We start from the raw sequence: 23553 nt of genomic DNA on the forward strand, positions 1-23553 counted from the left end.
AGAGTACGTTCACGCAGGGGGCTGGAGGTGGTAACTAATTACCCCGCCGCACGTTGCATGCGGCGGGGCAATCTTTTGGGGTTTGGCTTTTACTTGCTCAGGAAGGCGCGGATACGTTCGGCCGCTTCGATGCATTCCGCCAGCGGTGCCACGAGCGCCAGACGCACCCGGCCTGCGCCAGGGTTGACGCCATCCACTTCGCGGGAAAGGTACGAGCCCGGTACTGCGGTGACATGCTGATCGACGAACAGATCGCGGCAAAATGCAGCGTCATCGGTACCGACATTCGGCCACAGGTAAAAACCACCGTCCGGGCGCTGAACGTCGAGCACCGGGCTCAGGATGTCGAGCACCGCAGCGAATTTTTCGCGGTACAGGTCACGATTGGCGCGTACGTGCTCCTCATCATTCCATGCCGCGATGCTGGCCAGTTGAGTCTGAACCGGCATGGCGCAGCCGTGATAAGTCCGATACAACAGGAAGGCCTTGAGGATCTCCGCGTCACCCGCCACAAAACCGGAGCGCAGGCCCGGCAGATTGGAGCGTTTGGACAGGCTGTGGAAGACCACGCAGCGTTTGAAATCCTTGCGGCCCAGCTCGACGCAGGCGCTGAGCAGGCCCGGCGGCGGGGTTTGTTCGTCGAAGTACAGTTCGCTGTAGCACTCGTCCGCAGCAATGACAAAGTCATATTCGTCAGCCAGGGCAATGAGCTTTTTCAGGGTTTCAACCGGAATCAGTGCCCCGGTAGGGTTGCCCGGCGAGCACAGAAAGAGGATCTGACAACGCTTCCAGATGTCCGGGCTGACGGCATCGAAATCGGGATTGAAACCGTTCTCGCTCAGGCATGGCAGGTAGTGTGGCTGGGCTCCGGCCAGAAACGCAGCGCCTTCATAGATCTGGTAGAACGGATTCGGGCTGATCACCAGGCCGTCATCGCTGCGATTGACCACGGTCTGGGTGAAGGCGAACAGCGCTTCGCGCGTGCCGTTGACCGGTAGTACATTGCGCGCCGGATCGATCCAGCCCTGTGGTACGCCGAATCGACGGCTGCACCAGCCAGCAATGGCTTCGCGCAGTGCCGGAATACCCAGCGTGGTCGGGTAAACCGCCATCTGATCGAGATTGTCTGCCAGCGCCTTGGCGACGAAATCGGGGGAGCGGTGCTTAGGCTCGCCAATCGACAGCGCTACCGGACGCTTTTCCGGATTGGGCGTTACGCCGGCCAGCAAGGCGCGCAGCTTCTCGAAAGGGTAAGGCTGAAGCAGTTGCATGGCGTTATTCATGGAACGTGTTCCTCAATGAGCTGCGTTGAGTCGATTCGTAGGAGCGAATGTTCATATGCTGATCCGTAAATCGCCGCCTTGCTCTGAGTTGACACTCAGTTGCTTGACGATTGCATCCTGCAACTGGCGGCACAATTGTGGATCGGACAGCGGGTGATTGTTGGCGTCGGTGATGAAGAACACGTCTTCCACGCGTTCGCCCAGCGTTGCAATCTTGGCGTTCTGCAGGGACAGGTCGAACTCCAGGAAGATCTTGCCGACGCGCGCCAGCAGCCCGGGACGATCCGGTGCCAGCAACTCGAGTACCGTCACTGGGCGCTGGGCGTCGTTGTGGATGGTGACTTGCGGGGCGAAGGCAAAGTGCTTGAGCTGACGCGGCACGCGGCGCTTGATGATTGTCGGGTAATCATCCGGGTTGCGCAGGGCTTCGGTCAGGCCTTCGCGGATGTCCTGAATGCGCTCCGGATTGTTGCCGATCGAACCACCCTCATGGTCGAGGACGATGTAGGTGTCGAGTGTGAATTTGCTGCTGGAAGTGATAATGCGCGCGTCGTGAATGTTCAGGTTCAACTGGTCCATCGCCGCCACGGTCACCGCGAAGAAGTCATGCTGATCCGGGGCGTAAATGAAGATCTGCGTCCCACCCTCGAATTCACGCTGCGTGGTCTCCTTGATCAGCACCAGCGGACCGCCGTCGGCCGGTTGCTGCAGGATTGCATCGCTATGCCAGGCCACGTCGCCGGCGGTGTGACGCAGGAAATAATCGTCGCCCAGCGCTGACCAGAGTTGCTCGACGTCATCAGGATCGGTGCCGTTGCGTACCAGAATATCCAGCGCGGCAGTCTGTGTGCGACGAATCTGCTCTTCGCGGTCGACCGGGTTTTCCAGGCCGCGGCGCAAGGCTCGCTTGGTCTCGGTGTACAGCTGGCGCAGCAGGCTGGCGCGCCACGAGTTCCAGAGCGTCGGATTGGTCGCATTGATGTCGGCGACAGTCAGTACATACAGGTAGTCCAGATGCACTTCGTCGCCCACGAACTGGGCAAAGTCGTGGATGACCTGCGGGTCGGAGAGATCCTTGCGCTGGGCGGTGGTCGACATCACCAGGTGGTTGCTCACCAGCCAGACGATGAGCCGGTTGTCCCACGCAGGCAGGTGATGGCGCGTACCGAAGGCCTGCGCGTCGACGGCGCCGAGCTCCGAGTGATCACCGCCACGACCCTTGCCGATGTCGTGATAAAGCCCGGCCAGATAGATCAGCTCCGGCTTGGGCAGGCGGCCCATGATCTTGCTGGCCAGCGGAAATTTCTCGGACACTTCGGTGTACTGCAGCTTGCGTAGGTGCTTGATCAGATTCAGCGTGTGCGCATCGACCGTATAGATGTGAAACAGGTCATGCTGCATCTGGCCAACGATATGGCCGAACTCCGGCAGGTACAGGCCGAGAATGCCGTAGCGATTCATCCGGCGCAGGTTGCGATGAATGCCTATTTCGCACTTGAACAGCTCGATGAACAGGCTGGTGTTGCGAATATCGTTGCGGAACTCGTCGTTGATCAGATGCCGATGTTCACGCAGCAGGCGAATGGTGTCGGCGCGCACACCTTTTATCTCCGGGTGCTGGGCCATGAGCACGAAGATTTCGATCATGGCAAACGGGGTGCGCTTGAAGACGTGCGGATGGGTGGCTTCTATATAGCCGTCATGCAGTTGAAAGCGTGAATTGATCGGCTGTGGTGTACCGCTGTCGTCGGAAAGAATCACTTCTTCGAAATGCTGGATGATCAGATCGCTGAGTTCGGCGATGCTCATGACCACTCGGTAGTACTTCTGCATGAAGCGCTCTATGGCCAGTTTGGCATCATTGTCTTCATAGCCCAGCAATCCGGCGATGCGCACCTGATAATCGAACAGAAGCCGGTCCTCTGAGCGCCCGGCCAGCATGTGCAACGCATAACGCACTTTCCACAAAAACTCCTGAGAGGAGGCGAGCAGGGCGTTTTCGCTGCCCAGCAGGAAGCCTTCGCCTGCCAGCGCATGCAGGTTAAGCGTGCCGTACTGACGTCGCGCGACCCAGAGAATGGTCTGAATATCGCGCAGGCCGCCCGGAGAACCCTTGACGTTGGGTTCCAGGTTGTATTCGGTGTCGTTGTACTTGTGGTGGCGTTTTTTCTGCTCCGCGTGCTTGGCGAGGAAGAACTCCTTGCTCGGCCACATATGCTCGGTGCTGGTGACTTCCAGCATGCGCTGGCGCAGGCGTTCGGGGCCTGCGATGGTGCGGCTTTCCATCAGATTGGTGATCACGGTCAGGTCGGCGCGGCCTTCCTGTGCGCATTCGTTGACCGAGCGTACGCTTTGCCCGACTTCCAGGCCGATGTCCCACAGCAGCGTCAGAAACCGCTCGATGGGTTCGCGGAAAACTTCGTGGTCGTCGCTGTCCAGCAGGATCAGCAGATCGATGTCCGAGTAAGGATGCAGCTCGCCGCGCCCGTAGCCACCCACTGCCAGAAGCGCTATGTCGGCGTCTTCACTCCATTCGAACTGATCCCAGGCCTTTTGCAGAATGTTATCGACAAACCATGCCCGGTCCTCGATCAGTCGTCGAATGTCACGGCCCGAGCTGAAGCGCTCATCAAGGACGTCTCTCGCTCGGCGGATGGCCTTCTTGAACGCAGCGATGGGGCTGGCTTTCAAGGCCAGTTCGGCCTGGAACTGGCCACGATCGAACAAGTCTGGATCTACTTGCGGCATTGAGCAGTATTCCTCGTGTCGGGCTGTGCAAGTGACGGGCGGGCGTTCAGCCGGGCATGATCGGGTCAGGGAGCTTTTTGGGCAATGGTGTCATCGCTGCGCAAGGTGAAGATTTCGTAACCGTCGGCGGTCACCAGCAGCGTGTGCTCCCATTGCGCCGAGAGCTTGCGGTCCTTGGTGATCGCCGTCCAGCCATCGCCGAGAATCTTGGTCTCAGGGCGACCCTGGTTGATCATCGGTTCGATGGTGAAGGTCATGCCTTCCTGCAGCTCGATACCGGTTCCGGCCTCGCCAAAGTGCATGACCTGTGGCTCTTCATGAAACACCTTGCCGATGCCATGACCGCAGAACTCGCGAACCACGGAGAAGCCGTTCTTTTCAGCGTGTTTCTGGATGACGGCACCGATGTCACCCAGGCGAGTGCCGGGTTTGACGATTTCGATGGCCTTGTACAGGCACTCCTGAGTCACCTTCGACAGGCGTTCGGCCCATACCGGAACGGTGCCGACATGGAACATCCGGCTGGTGTCGCCATGGTAGCCGTCCTTGATGACGGTGACGTCGATATTCAGCGAGTCGCCGTCCTTCAGCTTCTTGTCGCTCGGGATGCCGTGGCAGACCACCTGGTTGATCGAGGTGCAGATCGATTTTGGGAAGCCCTTGTAGTTAAGCGGGGCCGGGATCGCCTTCTGTTCGTTGACGATATAGTCGTGGCAGAGGCGGTCCAGCTCTTCGGTGGTCACACCGGGCTTGACGTGCGGCGCTATCATTTCCAGAACATCGGCGGCCAGGCGACCGGCGATGCGCATCTTTTCGATGTCTTCCGGGGTTTTGAGGGTGATGGTCATACGAATTCTCTCGGCGTGGCAGGCACGCGGTGGGTGCGCAAAGGCGCAATTCTATCAGACCACCGGTGCCGGGTAATCATCGCTTCCTTCTATAGGCTGTCCGTGAAGCTGCAAAGTCGCCGCAAAACAAGCACTTGATTGGAGTTCCGTTCTCTTCCCTTTTGTGATATAAAATGCGCCGCTTTCCAAGGTCCGTCCTTGGAAGCACAAACCCACACACGTGTCGACACGATGACCTGGGTGCCCTTGGCAGATGCCATTGGTTGGTCATTGGGATACGTGGAGGCCTAACCCGACTTATCAAGGAACTATTTATGTCCCAAGTCAATATGCGCGATATGCTGAAGGCTGGTTGCCACTTCGGTCACCAGACCCGTTACTGGAATCCGAAAATGGGTAAATACATTTTCGGCGCGCGCAACAAGATTCACATCATCAACCTTGAAAAAACCCTGCCTATGTTCAACGAAGCGCTGACTTTCGTTGAGCGCCTGGCTTCGGGCAAAAACAAGATTCTGTTCGTCGGCACCAAGCGTTCCGCTGGCAAGATCGTTGCTGAAGAAGCAGCACGTTGCGGTTCGCCGTACGTCGACCATCGCTGGTTGGGCGGCATGCTGACCAACTTCAAGACCATCCGTCAGTCGATCAAGCGTCTGCGCGAGCTGGAAGTACAGGCTGAAGACGGTACTTTCGCCAAGCTGACCAAGAAAGAAGCCCTGATGCGTACCCGTGATCTGGAAAAACTGGATCGCAGCCTGGGTGGTATCAAGGACATGGGCGGTCTGCCAGACGCTCTGTTCGTTATCGACGTTGATCACGAGCGCATCGCGATCACCGAAGCCAACAAGCTGGGCATCCCGGTTATCGGCGTCGTCGATACCAACAGCAGCCCGGAAGGCGTTGACTACATCATCCCGGGCAACGATGACGCAATCCGCGCCATCCAGCTGTACATGGGTTCGATGGCTGATGCTGTTATCCGTGGTCGTAACAATGTTGCTGGCGGCACCGACGTTTTCGTCGAAGAAGCTCCAGCTGCAGCCGCTGTAGAAGGCTGAGTACAAACGCCTGGCGTTTACTCAGTACGCGAAAAGGGGGCTTAGCCCCCTTTTTGCCACCTAGGAAATGATTTGTCGGTCTGTAACCATGACCTCTCTGTCATGTGTTGCTGCCACCCTGATTTTTCAAGAATTGCACGCCCGGCCTGCCGGGTGGAATGGTTGAAGACCTATCCAAGAGGATTTTGAAATGGCAGAGATTACTGCAGCGTTGGTCAAAGAACTGCGCGAGCGTACCGGCGAAGGCATGATGGATTGCAAAAAGGCCTTGACCAAGGCTGGCGGCGACATCGAAAAAGCAATCGACGATATGCGTGCTTCCGGCGCCATCAAGGCCGCCAAGAAAGCAGGTAACGTGGCTGCTGAAGGCGCTATCGCCATCAAGGACGACGGTAAAGCCGCTGTCATCATCGAAGTCAACTCGCAGACCGACTTCCTGGCCCTGCAAGACGACTTCAAGGCTTTCGTTGCTGCAAGCGTCGAAAAAGCCTTCGTTGACAAGCTGACTGATGTCGCTCCGTTGATCGAAGCTCAGGAAGATGCACGTCTGGTACTGGTCGGCAAGGTTGGCGAAAACGTCAACATCCGTCGCCTGAAGCGTATCGAAGGTGACGTGGTAGGGACTTACCTGCACGGCAACAAGATCGGCGTGGTTGTTACCCTCAAGGGTGGCAACGTCGAACTGGCCAAAGATATCGCCATGCACGTAGCAGCAAGCAACCCCGAGTTCCTGTTCCCTTCGGAAGTTTCTGCCGAAGCGATCGAGCGCGAGAAGAACGTCTTCCTGCAATTGAACGAAGACAAGATCAAAGGCAAGCCAGCTGAAATCGTTGAGAAGATGGTTGGCGGTCGTATCACCAAGTTCCTGGCAGAAGCCAGCCTGGTCGAGCAAGCCTTCGTCAAGAACCCGGAAGTCAAGGTCGGTGATCTGGCCAAGAAAGCCGGCGCTGAAATCGTTTCCTTCACCTACTTCAAAGTAGGCGAAGGCATCGAGAAGCCAGTTGATAACTTCGCTGACGAAGTGGCTGCTCAACTGGCTGCCGCCAAGCAGTAAGACGGTTTTTCAACTGTCGCCCCAAAGAGGCTGCCCGCTCACGCGTGCGGCCTCTTTGTCGAAAGAGAAAAGGAAATTTTCCTTGGAGATTGTGCTCACAAGGCTGCATTCTCCCGACGCGCGCATAGCGTCAAGCTAAAGTAAGCGCAGGCTTGAAATAGCCCGCACAGATTTTTTTCAGAATACGCCGCAGGAGAGATTCGCAATGGCTCAGCAGGGCAGTGGTTATCAGGCTCGCTATAAACGCATTCTACTCAAGCTTAGCGGTGAGGCCCTCATGGGCTCAGAAGAGTTCGGCATTGATCCCAAGGTGCTGGACCGCATGGCGCTGGAAGTCGGCCAGCTGGTCGGTATCGGCGTTCAGGTCGGTCTGGTGATCGGTGGCGGCAACCTGTTCCGTGGCGCGGCCCTGAGTGCTGCGGGCATGGATCGGGTGACAGGCGACCACATGGGCATGCTGGCCACTGTGATGAACGCCCTGGCAATGCGCGATGCGCTGGAGCGCGCTAATATCACCGCCATCGTGATGTCGGCCATTTCCATGGTGGGAGTGACCGATCATTACGATCGTCGCAAGGCCATGCGCCATCTCAGCGCCAAGGAAGTGGTGATTTTTGCTGCCGGTACCGGTAATCCGTTCTTTACGACCGATTCTGCTGCCTGTCTGCGCGCGATCGAGATTGACGCCGACGTGGTGCTTAAGGCTACCAAGGTGGACGGTGTGTACACCGCGGATCCGTTCAAAGACCCGAATGCCGAGAAGTTCGATCATCTGACGTACGATGAAGTGCTGGATCGCAAGCTGGGTGTGATGGATCTGACCGCAATCTGCCTGTGTCGCGATCACAAGATGCCGTTGCGCGTCTTCAACATGAACAAGCCGGGTGCCCTTCTGAATATCGTCCATGGTGGCGCTGAAGGGACCCTGATCGAGGAAGCACAATAATGATCAACGAAATCAAGAAAGATGCTCAGACCCGCATGCAGAAGAGTCTGGAGTCGCTGACCCATGCCTTCACCCGTATCCGTACCGGCAAGGCGCATCCAAGCATCCTGGGTGGCGTCATGGTTCCTTACTACGGTAACGATACCCCGCTGGCCCAAGTGGCCAACGTGACCGTCAAGGACTCGCGTACCCTTCAGGTCGTGGCGTTCGAGCGCAACATGCTGGCGGCTGTCGACAAGGCTATCCAGAGCTCTGGTCTGGGTTTCAACCCGACCAACCTGGGTGAGCTGCTGCTGATCTCCATGCCGGCGCTGACCGAAGAAACCCGCAAGGGCTTCACCAAGCAGGCGCGCGATGCCGCGGAAGATGCCCGTGTGGCCGTCCGTAACATTCGCCGTGACGCCTTGAGCCAGTTGAAAGACCTGGTCAAGGAGAAGGAAATCAGCGAAGACGAAGAGCGTCGTGCGGCTGACGACGTACAGAAGCTGACTGACAAGTTCGTTGCGGAAATCGAAGTTGCGGTCAAGCAGAAAGAAGCCGATCTGATGGCTGTTTAAGGTTTCGGACGCTTTCATGGAAAAGATAAAACCGGCCGTGCCGTCTTCGGTGCCGCGCCATGTCGCGATTATCATGGATGGTAATAATCGCTGGGCGAAGAAACGCCTGCTGCCAGGCGTTGCAGGCCATAAGGCGGGTGTCGATGCTGTGCGGGCCGTTATCGAGGTCTGCGCTGAAGCCCGGGTCGAAGTACTGACACTGTTCGCGTTCTCCAGTGAAAACTGGCAGCGCCCGGCCGAAGAGGTTGGCGCGCTGATGGAGCTGTTTTTCACGGCGTTGCGCCGTGAGACCAAGCGCCTGAACGAGAACGAGATCAGCCTGCGGATCATCGGCGACCGCTCGCGCTTTCATCCTGAGCTTCAGGCTGCCATGCGCGAGGCGGAAGTGCGCACCTCTGGCAACAGCCGCTTCGTGCTGCAGATCGCTGCCAACTACGGTGGGCAGTGGGACATCGCGCAGGCCGCCCAGCGGCTGGCGCGTGAGGTTCAGGCCGGGCACCTGCAGCCGGAGGACATTACTCCCCAGTTGTTGCAGACCTGCCTGGCCACCGGCGACTTGCCGTTGCCGGATCTGTGCATACGCACCGGCGGCGAGCATCGCATCAGCAACTTCCTGCTTTGGCAGCTGGCCTACGCCGAGCTGTACTTCTCCGACCTGTTCTGGCCGGACTTCAAACACGATGCCATGCGCGCTGCGCTGGCAGATTTCGCTTCTCGCCAACGTCGCTTCGGTAAAACCAGCGAACAGGTAGAAGCTGGAGCCCGGGCTTAATGCTGAAACAACGGATCATCACGGCACTCATTCTGTTGCCGATCGCCTTGTGCGGGTTTTTCCTGCTGACCGGCATGTACTTCGCCCTGTTCATCGGGGTGGTTGTCGTTCTGGGTGCCTGGGAATGGGCGCGGCTCGCAGGTTTTGCCGCGCAGTCGATGCGTATCGGTTATGCGGCTGTGGTCGCCGTTCTGCTATTTCTCATGTACCTGCTGCCGGGGCTGGAGCCCTGGGTGCTGGTTGCCGCGGTCATCTGGTGGAGTGTTGCGACCTTTCTGGTCCTTACCTATCCGGACTCGAGCAGCCACTGGGCGAGTGCAGCGTGCAAGCTGGTTATCGGCCTTCTGATTCTGCTGCCTGCATGGCAGGGTCTGGTCCTGATCAAGCAATGGCCGCTGGGTAACTGGCTGATTCTGTCGGTGATGGTGCTGGTCTGGGCCGCCGACATCGGCGCTTATTTCTCCGGCAAGACTTTTGGCAAACGCAAGCTGGCACCCAAGGTAAGCCCTGGCAAGAGCTGGGAGGGCGTATATGGCGGTCTGGTCGTCAGCCTGGGCATCACGGCAGCAGTGGGCGTTTCCCGCGACTGGACGGTTGCGCAGTTCATAGCAGCGCTCTTTGGTGCCGCGGTGATCGTATTCATCTCGGTGATTGGCGACCTGACCGAAAGCATGTTCAAGCGCCAGTCCGGGGTCAAGGACAGCAGCAATCTGCTGCCTGGCCACGGCGGGGTGCTCGACCGTATCGACAGCCTGACGGCGGCCATCCCGGTATTTGCGGTGCTGCTCTGGGCCGCTGACTGGGGTGTCATGTGAGTGGGCCGCAACAAATCACCATTCTGGGTGCAACCGGTTCCATCGGGCTGAGTACTCTGGATGTCGTTGCCCGTCATCCAGCGCTTTATCAAGTGTTCGCGCTTACCGGCTTCAGTCGCCTGGACGAATTGCTGGCCTTGTGCATCAGGCACACGCCGCAGTACGCCGTAGTGCCTGATCAGGTGGTCGCCCGCAAGCTGCAGGATGACCTCGCTGCGGCCGGGCTCGATACACGGGTGCTGGTCGGCGAGGGCGGTCTGTGCGAAGTAGCCGCAGACCCTCGGGTAGATGCAGTCATGGCCGCCATTGTCGGAGCTGCCGGCTTGCGCCCGACGCTGGCTGCGGTGGAGGCGGGCAAGAAGGTATTGCTGGCCAACAAGGAAGCGCTGGTCATGTCCGGCGCCTTGTTCATGCAGGCCGTTCGGCAAAGTGGCGCTGTGCTGTTGCCGATCGACAGCGAGCACAATGCGATCTTCCAGTGCCTGCCCGGCGACTTCGCTCGCGGGCTGGGTGCCGTCGGTGTTCGGCGGATCATGTTGACTGCCTCGGGCGGGCCGTTTCGCGAAACGCCGCTGGAGCAGTTGCACAATGTCACGCCTGAGCAGGCCTGTGCCCACCCGGTCTGGTCGATGGGGCGCAAGATCTCCGTCGATTCGGCAACCATGATGAACAAGGGGCTCGAGCTGATCGAAGCCTGCTGGCTGTTCGATGCGCGCCCGGATCAGGTCGAGGTGGTCATTCACCCGCAAAGCGTGATCCACTCGCTGGTCGATTACGTCGATGGCTCGGTGTTGGCTCAATTGGGCAATCCCGACATGCGTACGCCCATCGCCAATGCACTGGCATGGCCTGCGCGTGTAGACTCTGGCGTTGCGCCACTGGACCTGTTTCGTATCGGTCAGCTTGATTTTCAGGCGCCGGACGAGGAACGATTCCCTTGCCTGCGGCTGGCCCGACAGGCGGCAGAGGCTGGAGGCAGTGCGCCTGCCATGCTCAACGCGGCCAATGAAGTGGCTGTTGCGGCATTCCTCGACGGGCGTATCCGCTATCTGGAAATCGCCGGTATTATCGAGGAGGTTCTGGATCATGAGCCTGTCACCGCGGTCGAAGGACTCGATGCGGTGTTCGCCGCCGATGCGAAAGCGCGTTTGCTGGCAGGCCAATGGCTTGAAAGAAACGGGCGATAGCGATCTGACAACCCGAAAGATATGAGTGAATGGGTTGATGTGGTGCGTCAAGGGCGGGCCTGGAGGTCTGCAATGATTAACACACTGGCCGACCAGTCGGTACCCGGAGAAGGCTGATGAGCGCTTTATACATGATTCTCGGCACCCTGATTGCGTTGGGCGTGCTGGTGACCTTCCACGAATTCGGCCACTTTTGGGTGGCTCGTCGCTGTGGCGTCAAAGTGCTGCGTTTTTCAGTAGGCTTCGGCACGCCTCTTCTGCGCTGGCATGACCGTCAGGGCACCGAATACGTCGTCGCTGCCATTCCTCTGGGCGGCTATGTGAAAATGCTTGACGAGCGCGAAGGCAATGTCCCGCCCGAGCTCGCCGACCAGTCGTTCAACCGCAAGACAGTAGGCCAGCGCATTGCGATCGTAATCGCCGGCCCGACAGCCAATTTCCTTCTCGCCATCGCATTTTTCTGGGTGCTGGCGATGATGGGCAGCGAGCAGGTTCGCCCGGTGATCGGCGCAGTCGAGTCCGGAAGCATCGCCCAGCAGGCTGGCCTGACGGCCGGACAGGAAATCGTCGCTGTCGATGGCGAGCCTACTTCTGGCTGGTCCGGGGTCAACCTGCAGCTGGTCCGTCGCCTGGGTGAAAGCGGTACCATCGCTTTCAAGGTCCGGGATCAGGGTTCTACGGTCGACACTTCCCGTGAGCTGGTACTCAATGACTGGCTGAGAGGGGCAGAAGAGCCTGATCCGATCAAGTCGCTGGGTATTCGCCCGTGGCGTCCGGCGCTGCTTCCGGTACTGGCAGAAATCGATCCGAAAGGTCCGGCGCAGAGCGCAGGGCTTAAATCGGGTGATCGTCTGATTTCGATGGACGGTCAGCCGCTCGAGGAGTGGCAACAGGTTGTCGATCGGGTGCGCGAGCGCCCCGAAGCGAAGATTTCGCTGCGCATCGAGCGCGACGGCGTGCAAATGGACGTGCCGGTGACGCTCGCGGTCAAAGGCGAGGGCAAGGCTGCCGCAGGTTACCTCGGCGCTGGTGTGAAAGCTGTCGATTGGCCACCCGAAATGCTGCGCGAGGTCAGCTACGGGCCTTTCGCGGCGATGACCGAGGGCGTGAAGCGCACCTGGAACATGAGTGTGCTGACCCTGGACTCGCTGAAGAAAATGTTGTTCGGCGAGCTCTCGGTAAAAAACTTGAGTGGACCGATAACCATTGCTAAAGTGGCGGGCGCTTCGGCCCAGTCGGGCATCGGAGATTTTCTGAACTTCCTCGCTTATCTGAGTATTAGCCTGGGTGTTCTGAATCTGCTGCCCATTCCCGTCCTGGACGGGGGGCATTTGCTGTTTTATCTGATCGAGTGGGCGCGTGGTCGTCCCCTTTCGGAAAAGGTTCAAGGTTGGGGGGCGCAGATCGGTATCAGTCTGGTAGTGGGCGTAATGTTGCTCGCGCTGGTCAACGATCTGGGCCGACTGTAAAGCGTTGCCGAGTTGCGAATCTGCCGCATTTTGCGGCAGTTTGTTTATTGCCAGTTGGAATAAGAAAGGACTTCATGAAACGTCTGCTGCTAACTGCGGTTCTTTCCGCACTGATGATCGCTGAAGTTCACGCCGAGTCCTTCACCATCTCCGATATCCGTGTCAACGGCCTGCAGCGGGTTTCCGCCGGCAGTGTCTTTGGTGCACTGCCGCTGAACGTAGGCGAGCAGGCGGACGATGGTCGTTTGGTCGATGCTACCCGTTCGCTGTTTAAAACCGGTTTCTTTCAAGATATCCAGCTGGGTCGCGACGGCAACGTGCTCGTCATCAACGTCGTCGAGCGTCCTTCGGTTGCGAGTATCGAAATCGAGGGTAACAAGGCCATCTCCACCGAGGACCTGATGAAGGGGCTGAAACAGTCCGGTCTGGCCGAAGGTGAGATTTTCCAGCGTGCTACCCTCGAAGGCGTGCGTAACGAGCTGCAACGTCAATACGTTGCCCAGGGCCGTTACTCTGCCGAGGTTGACGCCGAGGTTGTTCCTCAGCCGCGCAACCGCGTTGGCTTGAAGATCAACATCAATGAAGGCACCGTAGCCTCCATTCAGCACATCAACGTGGTGGGCAACAAGGTCTTCTCCGACGAAGACCTGACCGACCTGTTCGAGCTCAAGACCAGCAACTGGCTGTCGTTCTTCAAGAATGACGACAAGTACGCCCGTGAAAAGCTGTCCGGTGACCTTGAACGTCTGCGTTCGTACTACCTCGATCGCGGCTATATCAACATGGATATCGCCTCGACCCAAGTATCGATCACGCCTGACAAGAAGAACGTGTACATCACGGTCAACATCAACGAAGGCGAGAAGTACAGCGTCAAGTCGGTCAAGCTCAGCGGTGACCTGAAGGTCCCTGAAGACCAGGTCAAATCCCTGTTGCTGGTGCAGCCGGGCCAGGTCTTCTCGCGCAAGGTCATGACCACGACGTCCGAACTGATCACCCGCCGTCTGGGTAACGAAGGCTATACCTTCGCCAACGTCAACGGCGTACCGACACCGAACAACGAAGACCACACGGTCGATATCACCTTCGTCGTCGACCCGGGCAAGCGTGCCTACGTCAACCGTATCAACTACCGCGGCAACACCAAGTCGGAAGACGAAGTGCTGCGTCGCGAAATGCGTCAGATGGAAGGCGGCTGGGCATCGACCTACCTGATCGACCAGTCGAAAACCCGTCTGGATCGTCTGGGCTTCTTCAAGGAAGTCAACGTCGAAACGCCACCTGTTCCTGGCACCGACGATCAGGTCGATGTGAACTACGCCGTTGAAGAGCAGGCGTCCGGTTCGATCACCGCCAGCGTGGGCTTTGCGCAAAGCGCCGGTCTGATCCTCGGTGGTTCGATCAGCCAGAACAACTTCCTCGGTACCGGTAACAAGGTCAGCATCGGCCTGACCCGCAGCGAATACCAGAGCCGTTACAACTTTAGCTACGTCGATCCGTACTACACGCCGGACGGTGTCAGCCTGGGTTACAGCGCGTTCTATCGCACCACCAACTACGATGACCTCGACGTTGATGTTGCAAGCTATGCGGTTGACAGCCTGGGTGCCGGTATCAACCTTGGCTACCCGATCAGCGAGACCTCGCGCCTGACTTACGGCCTTTCTGTGCAGCAGGACGAGATCAAGACCGGCAAGTACACCGTTGACGAGATTTTCGACTTCGTCGAGAAGGAAGGCGACAAGTACCTGAACTTCAAGGGCTCGGTTGGCTGGTCTGAATCGACCCTGAACAAGGGTGTATTGGCGACCCGTGGTCACTCGCAAAGCCTGGTATTCGAATCCACCTTGCCGGGTAGCGACCTGTCGTTCTTCAAGCTGGATTACCGTGCTCAGTACTTCCACCCGATCACCGATAACTACACCCTGCGTCTGCACACCGAGCTGGGTTATGGTGACGGATACGGTTCGACCTCGGGTCTGCCGTTCTACGAGAACTACTACGCGGGCGGTTTCAACTCGGTACGTGGCTTCAAGGACAGCACCCTTGGTCCGCGCAGTACGCCAAGTAACGGTTCCAAGCCGGGCACACTGGCGGACCCGGACCAGGATCCACTGCCGTTCGGCGGCAACGCCCTGGTTCAGGGTGGCGTAGAAGTCATGTTCCCGCTGCCATTCGTCAAGGATCAGCGCTCGCTGCGGACGTCTGTTTTCTGGGACGTGGGTAATGTCTTCGATACCAAGTGCGACTCGACCAGAACAAGCGCGTCAGGCAAGAAAGTCGAATGCAACGACATCGACCTTTCCGGCATGGCCAGCTCTGTGGGTATCGGCGTCACCTGGATCACCGCACTCGGCCCGCTAAGCTTTGCTCTGGCGATGCCGATCAAGAAGCCGGACGACGAAGCCGAAACGCAGGTTTTCCAATTCTCCCTGGGTCAGACCTTCTAAGCGTCTGATCTTTGATAACGCAACGAATTTTGTAGGAGTTGTATTGTGCGTAAGTTGACTCAACTGGTAATGCTGGCAACCGTACTGGTCGCAAGCCCTGCATTCGCCGACATGAAAATTGCGGTACTGAACTATCAGATGGCCTTGCTGGAATCGGACGCTGCCAAGCGTTACGCAGTGGACGCCGAGAAGAAATTCGGCCCGCAACTGACCAAGCTGAAAAGCCTGGAAAGCAGCGCCAAGGGCATTCAGGATCGTCTGGTCAGCGGTGGCGACAAGATGGCTCAGCCTGAGCGCGAGCGTCTGGAGCTTGAGTTCAAGCAAAAGGCCCGTGATTTCCAGTTCCAGTCCAAGGAACTGAACGAAGCCAAGGCCGTTGCTGACCGCGAAATGCTCAAGCAGTTGAAGCCGAAGCTGGATCAGGCTGTAGAAGAAGTCATCAAGAAAGGTGGTTTCGATCTGGTTTTCGAGCGCGGTGCGGTGATCGACGTCAAGCCACAGTATGACGTGACTCGCCAGGTCATCGAGCGCATGAACCAGCTGAAGTAACCATGAGCATAACCATCAAGCTCGGCCAGTTGGCCGAGTTCCTTGGTGCTACGTTACGTGGCGACAAGGATATCGAAATCACCGGGCTGGCCACTTTACAAGAGGCCGGCCCTGGTCAAGTCAGTTTCCTGGCAAATCCCAAGTATCGTAAATTGCTGGTCGATACCCAGGCCACTGCCGTGCTGCTCAAGCCGGCAGACGCCGAAGGTTACACCGGTAATGCGCTGGTGGTTCCTGATACTTATCTGGCCTATGCGCGCATTTCGCATTTTTTCGATCCCAAGCCTAAAAGTAGCGCAGGCGTTCATCCGACGGCAGTGATTGCCGCAGATGCACTGATTGATCCTGCTGCCAGCATTGGCGCTTTTGCTGTGATCGAGAGCGGTGTGCGCATTGCAGCAGGTGTCACCATCGGTGCTCACTGCTTCATCGGCGCTCGCTGCGAGATCGGTGAAGGCGGCTGGCTGGCCCCGCGGGTAACGCTTTACCACGATGTGCGCATTGGCAAGCGCGTGGTCATCCAGTCGGGTGCTGTGCTGGGTGGCGAAGGCTTTGGCTTTGCCCAGGATAAAGGTATCTACCACAAGGTTGCACAGATCGGTGGCGTCACCCTCGGTGATGACGTCGAGGTTGGCGTCAATACGGCAATCGATCGGGGTGCGCTGGCTGATACGCGAATTGGCAATGGCGTCAAACTGGACAACCAGATTCAGATTGCCCACAACGTGCAGGTCGGCGACCACACGGCGATGGCTGCGTGTGTTGGTATCTCTGGAAGCACCAAAATCGGCAAGCATTGCATGCTGGCGGGCGGGGTTGGTCTGGTGGGGCATATCGATATTTGCGATGGTGTTTACATCACGGGTATGACCATGGTCACGCACTCCATCACCGAGCCTGGTTCCTACTCCTCGGGTACGGCTATGCAACCAGCGGACGAATGGCGCAAGAGCGCAGCTCGTCTGCGCAAGATCGACGACATGGCGCGACGTCTGCAAAAGCTCGAAAAGGTTGTAGAGACGGTGACCTCCTCGGGTAATCGCTCATCTGATGGCTGATACCTTTTTAATATCAAGCGTGCTCAGTCGATAAACTGCCTCCTTGATGTAGAGGGGTGCTGCGCAGTCGCGACGCACTCCTAATCTTTACTACAGGCTTCCCCTCGAAATGATGGACATCAAAGAAATTCGCGAATACCTGCCTCATCGTTACCCGTTCCTGCTGGTGGATCGCGTGACCGAGCTGGATATCGAGAACAAGAACATTCGCGCCTACAAGAATGTCAGCGTCAATGAGCCTTTTTTCAACGGTCATTTCCCTGAGCATCCCATCATGCCGGGTGTACTGATCATCGAAGCGATGGCGCAGGCTGCCGGTATTCTTGCGTTCAAGATGCTCGACTCCAAGCCGTCGGACGGCACGCTCTATTATTTCGTCGGTTCGGACAAACTGCGTTTCCGTCAGCCGGTTCTGCCGGGCGACCAACTGGTTCTCGAGGCGAAATTCCTGAGCAGCAAGCGCCAGATCTGGAAGTTCGAATGTAAGGCTACAGTTGATGGCAAGGCAGTCTGCTCTGCTGAAATCATCTGTGCGGAACGCAAACTATGAGTTTGATTGACCCTCGCGCAATCATCGATCCGACGGCCGTTCTGGCCGACAATGTTGAGGTCGGCCCTTGGTCGATCATCGGACCCGGTGTGGAAATTGGCGAGGGTACAGTCGTCGGTCCTCACGTTGTCCTCAAGGGGCCAACCAGAATCGGCAAGCACAACCGCATCTACCAGTTTTCATCGGTGGGTGAGGACACGCCTGATCTGAAATACAAGGGCGAGGAAACCCGCCTTGTCATCGGCGATCACAATGTGATCCGCGAAGGCGTGACCATTCACCGTGGAACCGTTCAGGACCGTGCCGAAACCACGCTGGGCGATCACAACCTGATCATGGCCTATGCCCACATCGGGCATGACAGCGTGATCGGCAACCACGTGATTCTGGTCAACAACACCGCCCTGGCAGGCCATGTTCACGTGGATGACTGGGCTATCCTGTCCGGCTTTACCCTGGTGCATCAGTTCTGCCACATCGGTGCGCACAGCTTCTCCGGCATGGGCACTGCGATCGGCAAGGATGTACCCGCGTTCGTCACGGTCTTTGGCAACCCGGCCGAGGCGCGCAGCATGAACTTCGAGGGCATGCGCCGTCGGGGTTTCTCCGAAGAAGCCATTCATGCGCTGCGCAGAGCCTACAAGACGGTTTATCGTCAGGGTCTGACCATCGGCCAGGCGCTGGCCGATCTGGCAGAGCCTGCGGCGCAGTTTCCTGAAGTGGCGGTATTTCTTCAGTCCATTCAGGCGTCGACTCGCGGCATCATTCGCTAATCATGAGCAGCCCACTCTGTGTCGCTCTGGTCGCGGGTGAAGCATCCGGCGATATCCTCGGATCCGGTCTGATGCGTGCCCTCAAGGTGCGCCATCCCGATATCCGCTTCATCGGTGTCGGCGGTCCGTTGATGGAAGCCGAAGGCATGCAGTCCTCCTTCCCGATGGAACGTCTATCGGTGATGGGGCTGGTTGAAGTGCTCGGGCGACTGCGCGAACTGCTGGCCCGGCGCAAGTTGCTGGTCCAGACCCTGATCAATGAAAAGCCGGATGTCTTCATCGGCATCGACGCCCCTGACTTCACGCTCAACATCGAACTTCAACTGCGTCGCGCCGGCATCAAGACCGTGCACTACGTCAGCCCGTCAGTCTGGGCCTGGCGTCAGAAGCGTGTGCTGAAGATTCGTGAAGGCTGTGATCTGATGCTGATCCTGTTGCCGTTCGAAGCGCGTTTCTACGAAGAGCAGGGCGTACCGGTGCGTTTTGTCGGTCACCCGCTGGCAGATACCATCCCCCTGGAGTCCGATCGTGCGGGTGCTCGCGCTGGCCTGGGATTCGCGCAGGATACGCCGGTTGTCGCGCTGATGCCGGGCAGCCGGGGCGGTGAGGTGGGGCGTCTGGGCGGGTTGTTTTTCGACACGGCCGAGCTGCTGCTTGCCCGGCGCCCTGACTTGCGTTTCGTGCTGCCCTGCGCCAGCCCGCAGCGGCGTGCTCAGGTGGAGCAATTGCTGCAGGGTCGTGATCTGCCCGTCACGCTGCTCGACGGCCAGTCGCACGTTGCCCTGGCCGCGTGTGATGCGGTACTGATCGCCTCCGGCACCGCGACCCTGGAAGCTTTGCTTTACAAGCGCCCCATGGTGGTTGCCTACCGCCTGGCGCCGCTGACCTTCTGGATTCTCAAGCGAATGGTCAAAAGCCCTTACGTGTCGCTGCCGAACCTGCTGGCCCAGCGTCTGCTGGTGCCTGAACTGCTGCAGGACGACGCTACGCCAGAAGCCCTGGCGCGTACGCTGCTGCCATTGATCGAAGACGGTCGCGAGCAAACCGCCGGTTTTGATGCCATTCACCGGATCCTGCGCCGCGATGCGTCCAATCAGGCCGCCGATGCGGTATTGAGCCTGCTCGGACGGTCGCCTTCACTGTGAGGTCGCCCATGATGCAAACAGGTCTGGATTTTACCCTCGTCGAGGACCTGGTGGCGGGTGTTGATGAAGTGGGTCGCGGCCCGCTGTGCGGTGCAGTGGTAACCGCCGCCGTCATTCTCGACCCGACCAGGCCCATTCTCGGTCTCAATGACTCGAAGAAACTGACCGAAGCCAGGCGCGAAAAGCTCTTCGTCGAAATTCAGGAGAAAGCCCTTTGTTGGTTCATCGCCAGGGCTGAAGTCGAAGAGATCGACCAGTTGAATATCCTGCACGCCACGATGCTGGCCATGCAGCGCGCAGTCGAAGGCTTGAGTATCACGCCCAGACTGGCGCTTATCGACGGCAACCGCTGCCCGCAGTTGTCGGTGCCCTCGGCGCCGGTGGTAAAGGGTGACTCCAAGGTACCTGCCATCGCTGCCGCTTCGATTCTCGCCAAGGTGAGTCGGGATCGAGAAATGGCGGCGTTTGAACTCATCTATCCGGGTTATGGCATCGGTGGGCACAAGGGTTATCCTACGCCGGTGCATCTGGAAGCACTGGCCCGGCTCGGGCCTACGCCCATTCATCGGCGTTCCTTTGCACCGGTGCGTGCAGCCCACGAAGCGCGCGCAACGATAATGATGGGCGGCTCGCTTGCGCCGTCAGTCGGTTTGCTGCAGGACTGACGTTTCACTCCGGGCCAGCTACAATCCTGCCCTTCGTTTTTTGTATTTTCGCGTTTTATAGGATCACCATGCCGGCTTCTTTCGTTCATCTACGCCTGCACACCGAATATTCGCTGGTTGACGGCCTGGTCCGGGTCAAACCGTTGATCAAGGCGCTGACCGGCATGAACATGCCCGCCGTGGCGGTGACCGACCAGAACAACATGTGTTCGCTGGTCAAGTTCTACAAGGCCGCTCAGGGCTCCGGCATCAAGCCGATCTGTGGTGTCGATCTGTGGCTGGCGGGCAGGGACGAAGATGCCGCGCTCAGCCGCATCAGCCTGCTGGCCATGAATGCCCAGGGCTACCGCAACCTGACCGAGCTGATTTCCCGAGGCTTTATCGAAGGCCAGCGTAACGGTCAGATCGTCATTCAGCGCCAGTGGGTCGCGCAGGCCAGTGAAGGCGTGATTGCGCTTTCTGCGGCCAAGGAAGGCGAAATCGGCATGGCCTTGCTTGGCGGCAATCCGGGGGAGGCCGACGAACTGTTGCGCGAGTGGCTGGAAGTCTTTCCTGACCGCTTCTATATCGAAGTGCAGCGTACCAACCGCGCCAATGACGAAGAGCATCTGCACGCTGCGGTGGCCCTGGCCGAGCGTCACGGCGCCCCGCTGGTGGCGACCAACGATGTGCGCTTCATCAAACAGGCCGATTTCGAAGCCCATGAAACCCGCGTATGCATCGGTGAAGGGCGTGCGCTGGACGACCCGCGTCGCTCGCACAACTACAGCGATCAGCAATACCTGAAAAGCCCGGAAGAAATGGCCGAGCTGTTCAGCGATCTGCCAGAAGCGCTGGAAAACACCATCGAGATTGCCAAGCGCTGCAACATCGACGTCAAGCTGGGCACGCACTTCCTGCCCAACTTCCCGATTCCCGATGGTATGACCATCGATGAGTATTTCCGCAAGGTCTCCTTCGATGGACTGGAAGAGCGTCTTGCAGTCCTGTTGCCCAAGGACACGACCGAAGATTACGAAGCCAAGCGTCAGGTGTATGTCGACCGGCTGAATTTCGAGCTGGATATCATTATCCAGATGGGCTTCCCCGGTTACTTCCTGATCGTGATGGACTTCATCCAGTGGGCCAAGAGCAACGGCGTACCGGTGGGGCCGGGTCGTGGTTCGGGTGCCGGATCGCTGGTTGCCTATGTACAGAAGATCACCGACCTCGACCCGCTGGAATACGATCTGCTGTTCGAACGCTTCCTGAACCCGGAGCGGGTTTCCATGCCTGACTTCGACGTCGACTTCTGCATGGATGGTCGTGACCGGGTGATCGAATATGTGGCCGAGAAGTACGGTCGCAACGCGGTCAGCCAGATCATAACCTTCGGTTCCATGGCCGCCAAAGCGGTGGTGCGTGACGTGGCGCGGGTGCAGGGCAAGTCTTACGGGCTGGCGGATCGTCTGTCGAAGATGATCCCGTTCGAAGTCGGCATGACCCTCGAAAAGGCCTACGAGCAGGAAGAGATTCTTCGCGATTTCCTCAAGGTGGATGAGGAAGCGGCGGAAATCTGGGAGATGGCGCTCAAGCTCGAAGGCATCGTGCGTAACGTCGGCAAGCACGCCGGTGGTGTGGTTATTGCCCCGACCAAGCTGACTGACTTCTCGCCGATCTATTGCGACGAGGCCGGTGACGGTCTGGTGACCCAGTTCGACAAGGATGATGTCGAGGCTGCGGGGCTGGTGAAGTTCGACTTCCTCGGTCTGCGTACCCTGACCATCATCGACTGGGCACTCAAGACCATCAACCGCGACCGCGCCAAGGTCAACGAAGAACCGCTGGACATCGCGTTCATTCCGCTCGACGACATGCCGACCTATCAGTTGCTGCAGCGCGCCGAGACCACGGCGGTGTTCCAGCTCGAGTCGCGCGGCATGAAAGAGCTGATCAAAAAGCTCAAGCCCGACTGTCTGGAAGACTTGATCGCACTGGTGGCCCTGTTCCGTCCCGGCCCGCTGCAATCGGGCATGGTCGACGACTTCATCAACCGTAAACACGGTCGCGCCGAGCTGTCCTATCCGCACGTCGACTACCAGTACGAAGGCCTCAAGCCGGTACTGGCACCGACCTACGGCATCATCCTGTATCAGGAACAGGTGATGCAGATCGCCCAGGTCATGGCCGGTTACACCCTTGGCGGTGCGGACATGCTGCGTCGTGCCATGGGCAAGAAAAAGCCCGAGGAAATGGCCAAGCAGCGCGGTGGTTTCATCGATGGCTGCAAGACCAATAACATCGACCCGGACCTTGCCGGTAACATCTTCGACCTGGTGGAAAAGTTCGCCGGTTACGGTTTCAACAAGTCCCACTCCGCAGCCTACGGGCTGGTGTCGTACCAGACTGCCTGGCTGAAGACTCACTACCCGGCGCCGTTCATGGCGGCGGTGTTGTCGGCGGATATGCACAACACCGACAAGGTCGTGACCTTGATCGAAGAAGTGCGCACGATGAAGCTGCGCCTCGACGCGCCGGACGTGAACACCTCGGAGTTCAAGTTCACGGTAAGCGACGATGGCCGTATTCTTTATGGCCTTGGTGCGATAAAGGGCGTAGGCGAGGGGCCGGTCGAGGCGATTACCGATGCGCGCCAGGACGGGCCGTTCAAGGACTTGTTCGACTTCTGCGCTCGCGTCGACCTTAAACGGGTCAACAAGCGCACCCTGGATGGTCTGATTCGCAGCGGTGCGCTGGATCGTCTCGGGCCGTACTTCGAACTGGAGCCCAAGGCCTATCAGGCCAATATCGACCGTAACCGTTCGGTGCTGCTTGCCGCGCTGGAAGAAGCCATTCAGGCGGCAGAGCAGACTGCACGCAGTCATGACAGTGGTCACGCCGACCTGTTCGGCGGTCTGTTCGTCGAAGCGGATGCCGATGTCTACGCCAACCATCGCAAGACCCGCGAGCTGAGCCTCAAGGATCGTCTGCGTGGTGAAAAGGAAACCCTGGGGCTGTACCTGACCGGGCACCCGATCGATGAATATGAAGGCGAGATCCGCCGTTTCGCTCGTCAGCGCATCATTGATCTCAAGCCGGCAAGAGACACCCAGACAGTCGCGGGCCTGATCATTGCCCTGCGCGTCATGAAGAACAAGAAGGGCGACAAGATGGGGTTCATTACCCTTGACGATCGCTCGGCGCGCATCGAGGCGTCGCTGTTTGCCGAAGCGTTCCATTCGGCTCAGTCACTGTTGCAGACCGATGCTATGGTGGTAGTCGAGGGCGAAGTCAGTAATGATGACTTCTCCGGTGGGCTGCGCTTGCGGGCCAAGCGTGTCATGAGTATCGAGGATGCCCGCACCAATCTGGCCGAGAGCCTGCGTGTGACGGTGCGTGCCGAGGCGCTCAAGGGCGACCGGCTGCGCTGGCTGGGCGATCTGTGCAAGCGCCATCGCGGTGCCTGTCCGATCACGGTGGACTACACGGGGCAGGACGCCCGCGCATTGCTGCAATTGGGAGAAGCATGGCGGATTGATCCTGCGGACAGCTTGATTCAAGCTCTGCGTGACCAGTTCGGACGTGAGAACGTCTTTCTCCAGTATCGTTGAACGTCGCAGGCTCGACTTGCGCTCAACCCTGAATTT

The 23553-nt window shown here is 58.5% G+C and carries 19 protein-coding genes; 16 read left to right on the plus strand and 3 right to left on the minus strand.

The genetic code is table 11. The features are described 5' to 3' along the window. Positions 1-89: 89 nt before the first annotated feature. The 3 genes from dapC to map form a co-directional block, all read right to left on the minus strand. On the minus strand, positions 90-1283 hold the full coding sequence (gene dapC / locus V476_RS18410; protein ID WP_024960261.1) for a succinyldiaminopimelate transaminase: 1194 nt from the start codon (positions 1281-1283) through the stop codon (positions 90-92). 51 nt (positions 1284-1334) lie between these two features. Next, on the minus strand, positions 1335-4031 hold the full coding sequence (locus V476_RS18415; protein WP_024960260.1) for a [protein-PII] uridylyltransferase: 2697 nt from the start codon (positions 4029-4031) through the stop codon (positions 1335-1337). A 65-nt stretch (positions 4032-4096) separates the two neighbouring features. Continuing rightward, complete coding sequence (gene map / locus V476_RS18420) at positions 4097-4879, minus strand: type I methionyl aminopeptidase (protein WP_003391089.1); 783 nt, start codon at positions 4877-4879, stop codon at positions 4097-4099. Positions 4880-5193: 314 nt separating this feature from the next. Between map and rpsB the strand changes: the two genes are divergently transcribed. The 16 genes from rpsB (at position 5194) to dnaE (ending at position 23517) form a co-directional block, all read left to right on the plus strand. Beyond that, positions 5194-5937 carry a 30S ribosomal protein S2 gene (rpsB, locus tag V476_RS18425; protein ID WP_003314293.1) on the plus strand — a complete coding sequence of 248 codons (744 nt, stop codon included), beginning with the start codon at positions 5194-5196 and terminating at the stop codon, positions 5935-5937. A 190-nt stretch (positions 5938-6127) separates the two neighbouring features. Continuing rightward, on the plus strand, positions 6128-6991 hold the full coding sequence (gene tsf, locus V476_RS18430; RefSeq protein ID WP_024960259.1) for a translation elongation factor Ts: 864 nt from the start codon (positions 6128-6130) through the stop codon (positions 6989-6991). A gap of 205 nt (positions 6992-7196) precedes the next feature. Next, the gene (gene pyrH, locus V476_RS18435; protein WP_003339591.1) at positions 7197-7937 is read left to right on the plus strand and encodes a UMP kinase; all 741 of its coding nucleotides are present in this window, start codon (positions 7197-7199) and stop codon (positions 7935-7937) included. After that, positions 7937-8494 carry a ribosome recycling factor gene (gene frr, locus V476_RS18440; protein WP_024960258.1) on the plus strand — a complete coding sequence of 186 codons (558 nt, stop codon included), beginning with the start codon at positions 7937-7939 and terminating at the stop codon, positions 8492-8494. Before pyrH ends, frr begins: the two co-directional genes overlap by 1 nt. A gap of 16 nt (positions 8495-8510) precedes the next feature. Further along, the gene (gene uppS, locus V476_RS18445; RefSeq protein ID WP_003314296.1) at positions 8511-9266 is read left to right on the plus strand and encodes a polyprenyl diphosphate synthase; all 756 of its coding nucleotides are present in this window, start codon (positions 8511-8513) and stop codon (positions 9264-9266) included. Continuing rightward, positions 9266-10081, plus strand: a complete 816-nt coding sequence (locus tag V476_RS18450; protein WP_024960257.1) for a phosphatidate cytidylyltransferase — start codon at positions 9266-9268, stop codon at positions 10079-10081. Before uppS ends, V476_RS18450 begins: the two co-directional genes overlap by 1 nt. Further along, the gene (gene ispC, locus V476_RS18455) at positions 10078-11268 is read left to right on the plus strand and encodes a 1-deoxy-D-xylulose-5-phosphate reductoisomerase (protein WP_003422047.1); all 1191 of its coding nucleotides are present in this window, start codon (positions 10078-10080) and stop codon (positions 11266-11268) included. The genes V476_RS18450 and ispC overlap by 4 nt, the downstream gene beginning before the upstream one ends. A 116-nt stretch (positions 11269-11384) precedes the next feature. After that, positions 11385-12737, plus strand: a complete 1353-nt coding sequence (rseP, locus tag V476_RS18460; protein WP_003314300.1) for a sigma E protease regulator RseP — start codon at positions 11385-11387, stop codon at positions 12735-12737. A 74-nt stretch (positions 12738-12811) separates the two neighbouring features. Further along, the gene (bamA, locus tag V476_RS18465; protein ID WP_024650250.1) at positions 12812-15187 is read left to right on the plus strand and encodes an outer membrane protein assembly factor BamA; all 2376 of its coding nucleotides are present in this window, start codon (positions 12812-12814) and stop codon (positions 15185-15187) included. Between the two features lie 45 nt (positions 15188-15232). Then, positions 15233-15736 carry an OmpH/Skp family outer membrane protein gene (locus V476_RS18470; protein ID WP_003314303.1) on the plus strand — a complete coding sequence of 168 codons (504 nt, stop codon included), beginning with the start codon at positions 15233-15235 and terminating at the stop codon, positions 15734-15736. Positions 15737-15738: 2 nt separating this feature from the next. Further along, a complete protein-coding gene (gene lpxD, locus V476_RS18475) occupies positions 15739-16794 on the plus strand; it encodes a UDP-3-O-(3-hydroxymyristoyl)glucosamine N-acyltransferase (RefSeq protein WP_003314304.1) in 1056 nt (351 codons plus the stop codon). Positions 16795-16903: 109 nt separating this feature from the next. Continuing rightward, positions 16904-17344 (plus strand): 3-hydroxyacyl-ACP dehydratase FabZ, encoded by a 441-nt coding sequence (fabZ, locus tag V476_RS18480; RefSeq protein ID WP_002554719.1) that lies wholly within the window; start codon positions 16904-16906, stop codon positions 17342-17344. Next, a complete protein-coding gene (gene lpxA / locus V476_RS18485) occupies positions 17341-18117 on the plus strand; it encodes an acyl-ACP--UDP-N-acetylglucosamine O-acyltransferase (RefSeq protein WP_024960256.1) in 777 nt (258 codons plus the stop codon). Before fabZ ends, lpxA begins: the two co-directional genes overlap by 4 nt. Before the next feature lie 2 nt (positions 18118-18119). Beyond that, a complete protein-coding gene (gene lpxB / locus V476_RS18490; RefSeq protein ID WP_024960255.1) occupies positions 18120-19262 on the plus strand; it encodes a lipid-A-disaccharide synthase in 1143 nt (380 codons plus the stop codon). A gap of 11 nt (positions 19263-19273) precedes the next feature. Then, positions 19274-19927 (plus strand): ribonuclease HII, encoded by a 654-nt coding sequence (gene rnhB, locus V476_RS18495; protein ID WP_024960254.1) that lies wholly within the window; start codon positions 19274-19276, stop codon positions 19925-19927. Positions 19928-19995: 68 nt separating this feature from the next. Beyond that, positions 19996-23517: a DNA polymerase III subunit alpha gene (dnaE, locus tag V476_RS18500; protein WP_024960253.1), complete on the plus strand. Its 3522-nt coding sequence runs from the start codon at positions 19996-19998 to the stop codon at positions 23515-23517. Positions 23518-23553: the final 36 nt, after the last annotated feature.

The organism is Pseudomonas syringae KCTC 12500, from assembly GCF_000507185.2.
GTDB lineage: Bacteria > Pseudomonadota > Gammaproteobacteria > Pseudomonadales > Pseudomonadaceae > Aquipseudomonas > Aquipseudomonas syringae.

Bases quoted from the DNA above. Each gene is read 5' to 3' on its own strand.
- dapC (WP_024960261.1), bottom strand. From the start codon at position 1,283: ATGAATAACGCCATGCAACTGCTTCAGCCTTACCCTTTCGAGAAGCTG.
- V476_RS18415 (WP_024960260.1), bottom strand. From the start codon at position 4,031: ATGCCGCAAGTAGATCCAGACTTGTTCGATCGTGGCCAGTTCCAGGCC.
- map (WP_003391089.1), bottom strand. From the start codon at position 4,879: ATGACCATCACCCTCAAAACCCCGGAAGACATCGAAAAGATGCGCATC.
- rpsB (WP_003314293.1), top strand. From the start codon at position 5,194: ATGTCCCAAGTCAATATGCGCGATATGCTGAAGGCTGGTTGCCACTTC.
- tsf (WP_024960259.1), top strand. From the start codon at position 6,128: ATGGCAGAGATTACTGCAGCGTTGGTCAAAGAACTGCGCGAGCGTACC.
- pyrH (WP_003339591.1), top strand. From the start codon at position 7,197: ATGGCTCAGCAGGGCAGTGGTTATCAGGCTCGCTATAAACGCATTCTA.
- frr (WP_024960258.1), top strand. From the start codon at position 7,937: ATGATCAACGAAATCAAGAAAGATGCTCAGACCCGCATGCAGAAGAGT.
- uppS (WP_003314296.1), top strand. From the start codon at position 8,511: ATGGAAAAGATAAAACCGGCCGTGCCGTCTTCGGTGCCGCGCCATGTC.
- V476_RS18450 (WP_024960257.1), top strand. From the start codon at position 9,266: ATGCTGAAACAACGGATCATCACGGCACTCATTCTGTTGCCGATCGCC.
- rseP (WP_003314300.1), top strand. From the start codon at position 11,385: ATGAGCGCTTTATACATGATTCTCGGCACCCTGATTGCGTTGGGCGTG.
- bamA (WP_024650250.1), top strand. From the start codon at position 12,812: ATGAAACGTCTGCTGCTAACTGCGGTTCTTTCCGCACTGATGATCGCT.
- lpxD (WP_003314304.1), top strand. From the start codon at position 15,739: ATGAGCATAACCATCAAGCTCGGCCAGTTGGCCGAGTTCCTTGGTGCT.
- fabZ (WP_002554719.1), top strand. From the start codon at position 16,904: ATGATGGACATCAAAGAAATTCGCGAATACCTGCCTCATCGTTACCCG.
- lpxA (WP_024960256.1), top strand. From the start codon at position 17,341: ATGAGTTTGATTGACCCTCGCGCAATCATCGATCCGACGGCCGTTCTG.
- lpxB (WP_024960255.1), top strand. From the start codon at position 18,120: ATGAGCAGCCCACTCTGTGTCGCTCTGGTCGCGGGTGAAGCATCCGGC.
- rnhB (WP_024960254.1), top strand. From the start codon at position 19,274: ATGCAAACAGGTCTGGATTTTACCCTCGTCGAGGACCTGGTGGCGGGT.
- dnaE (WP_024960253.1), top strand. From the start codon at position 19,996: ATGCCGGCTTCTTTCGTTCATCTACGCCTGCACACCGAATATTCGCTG.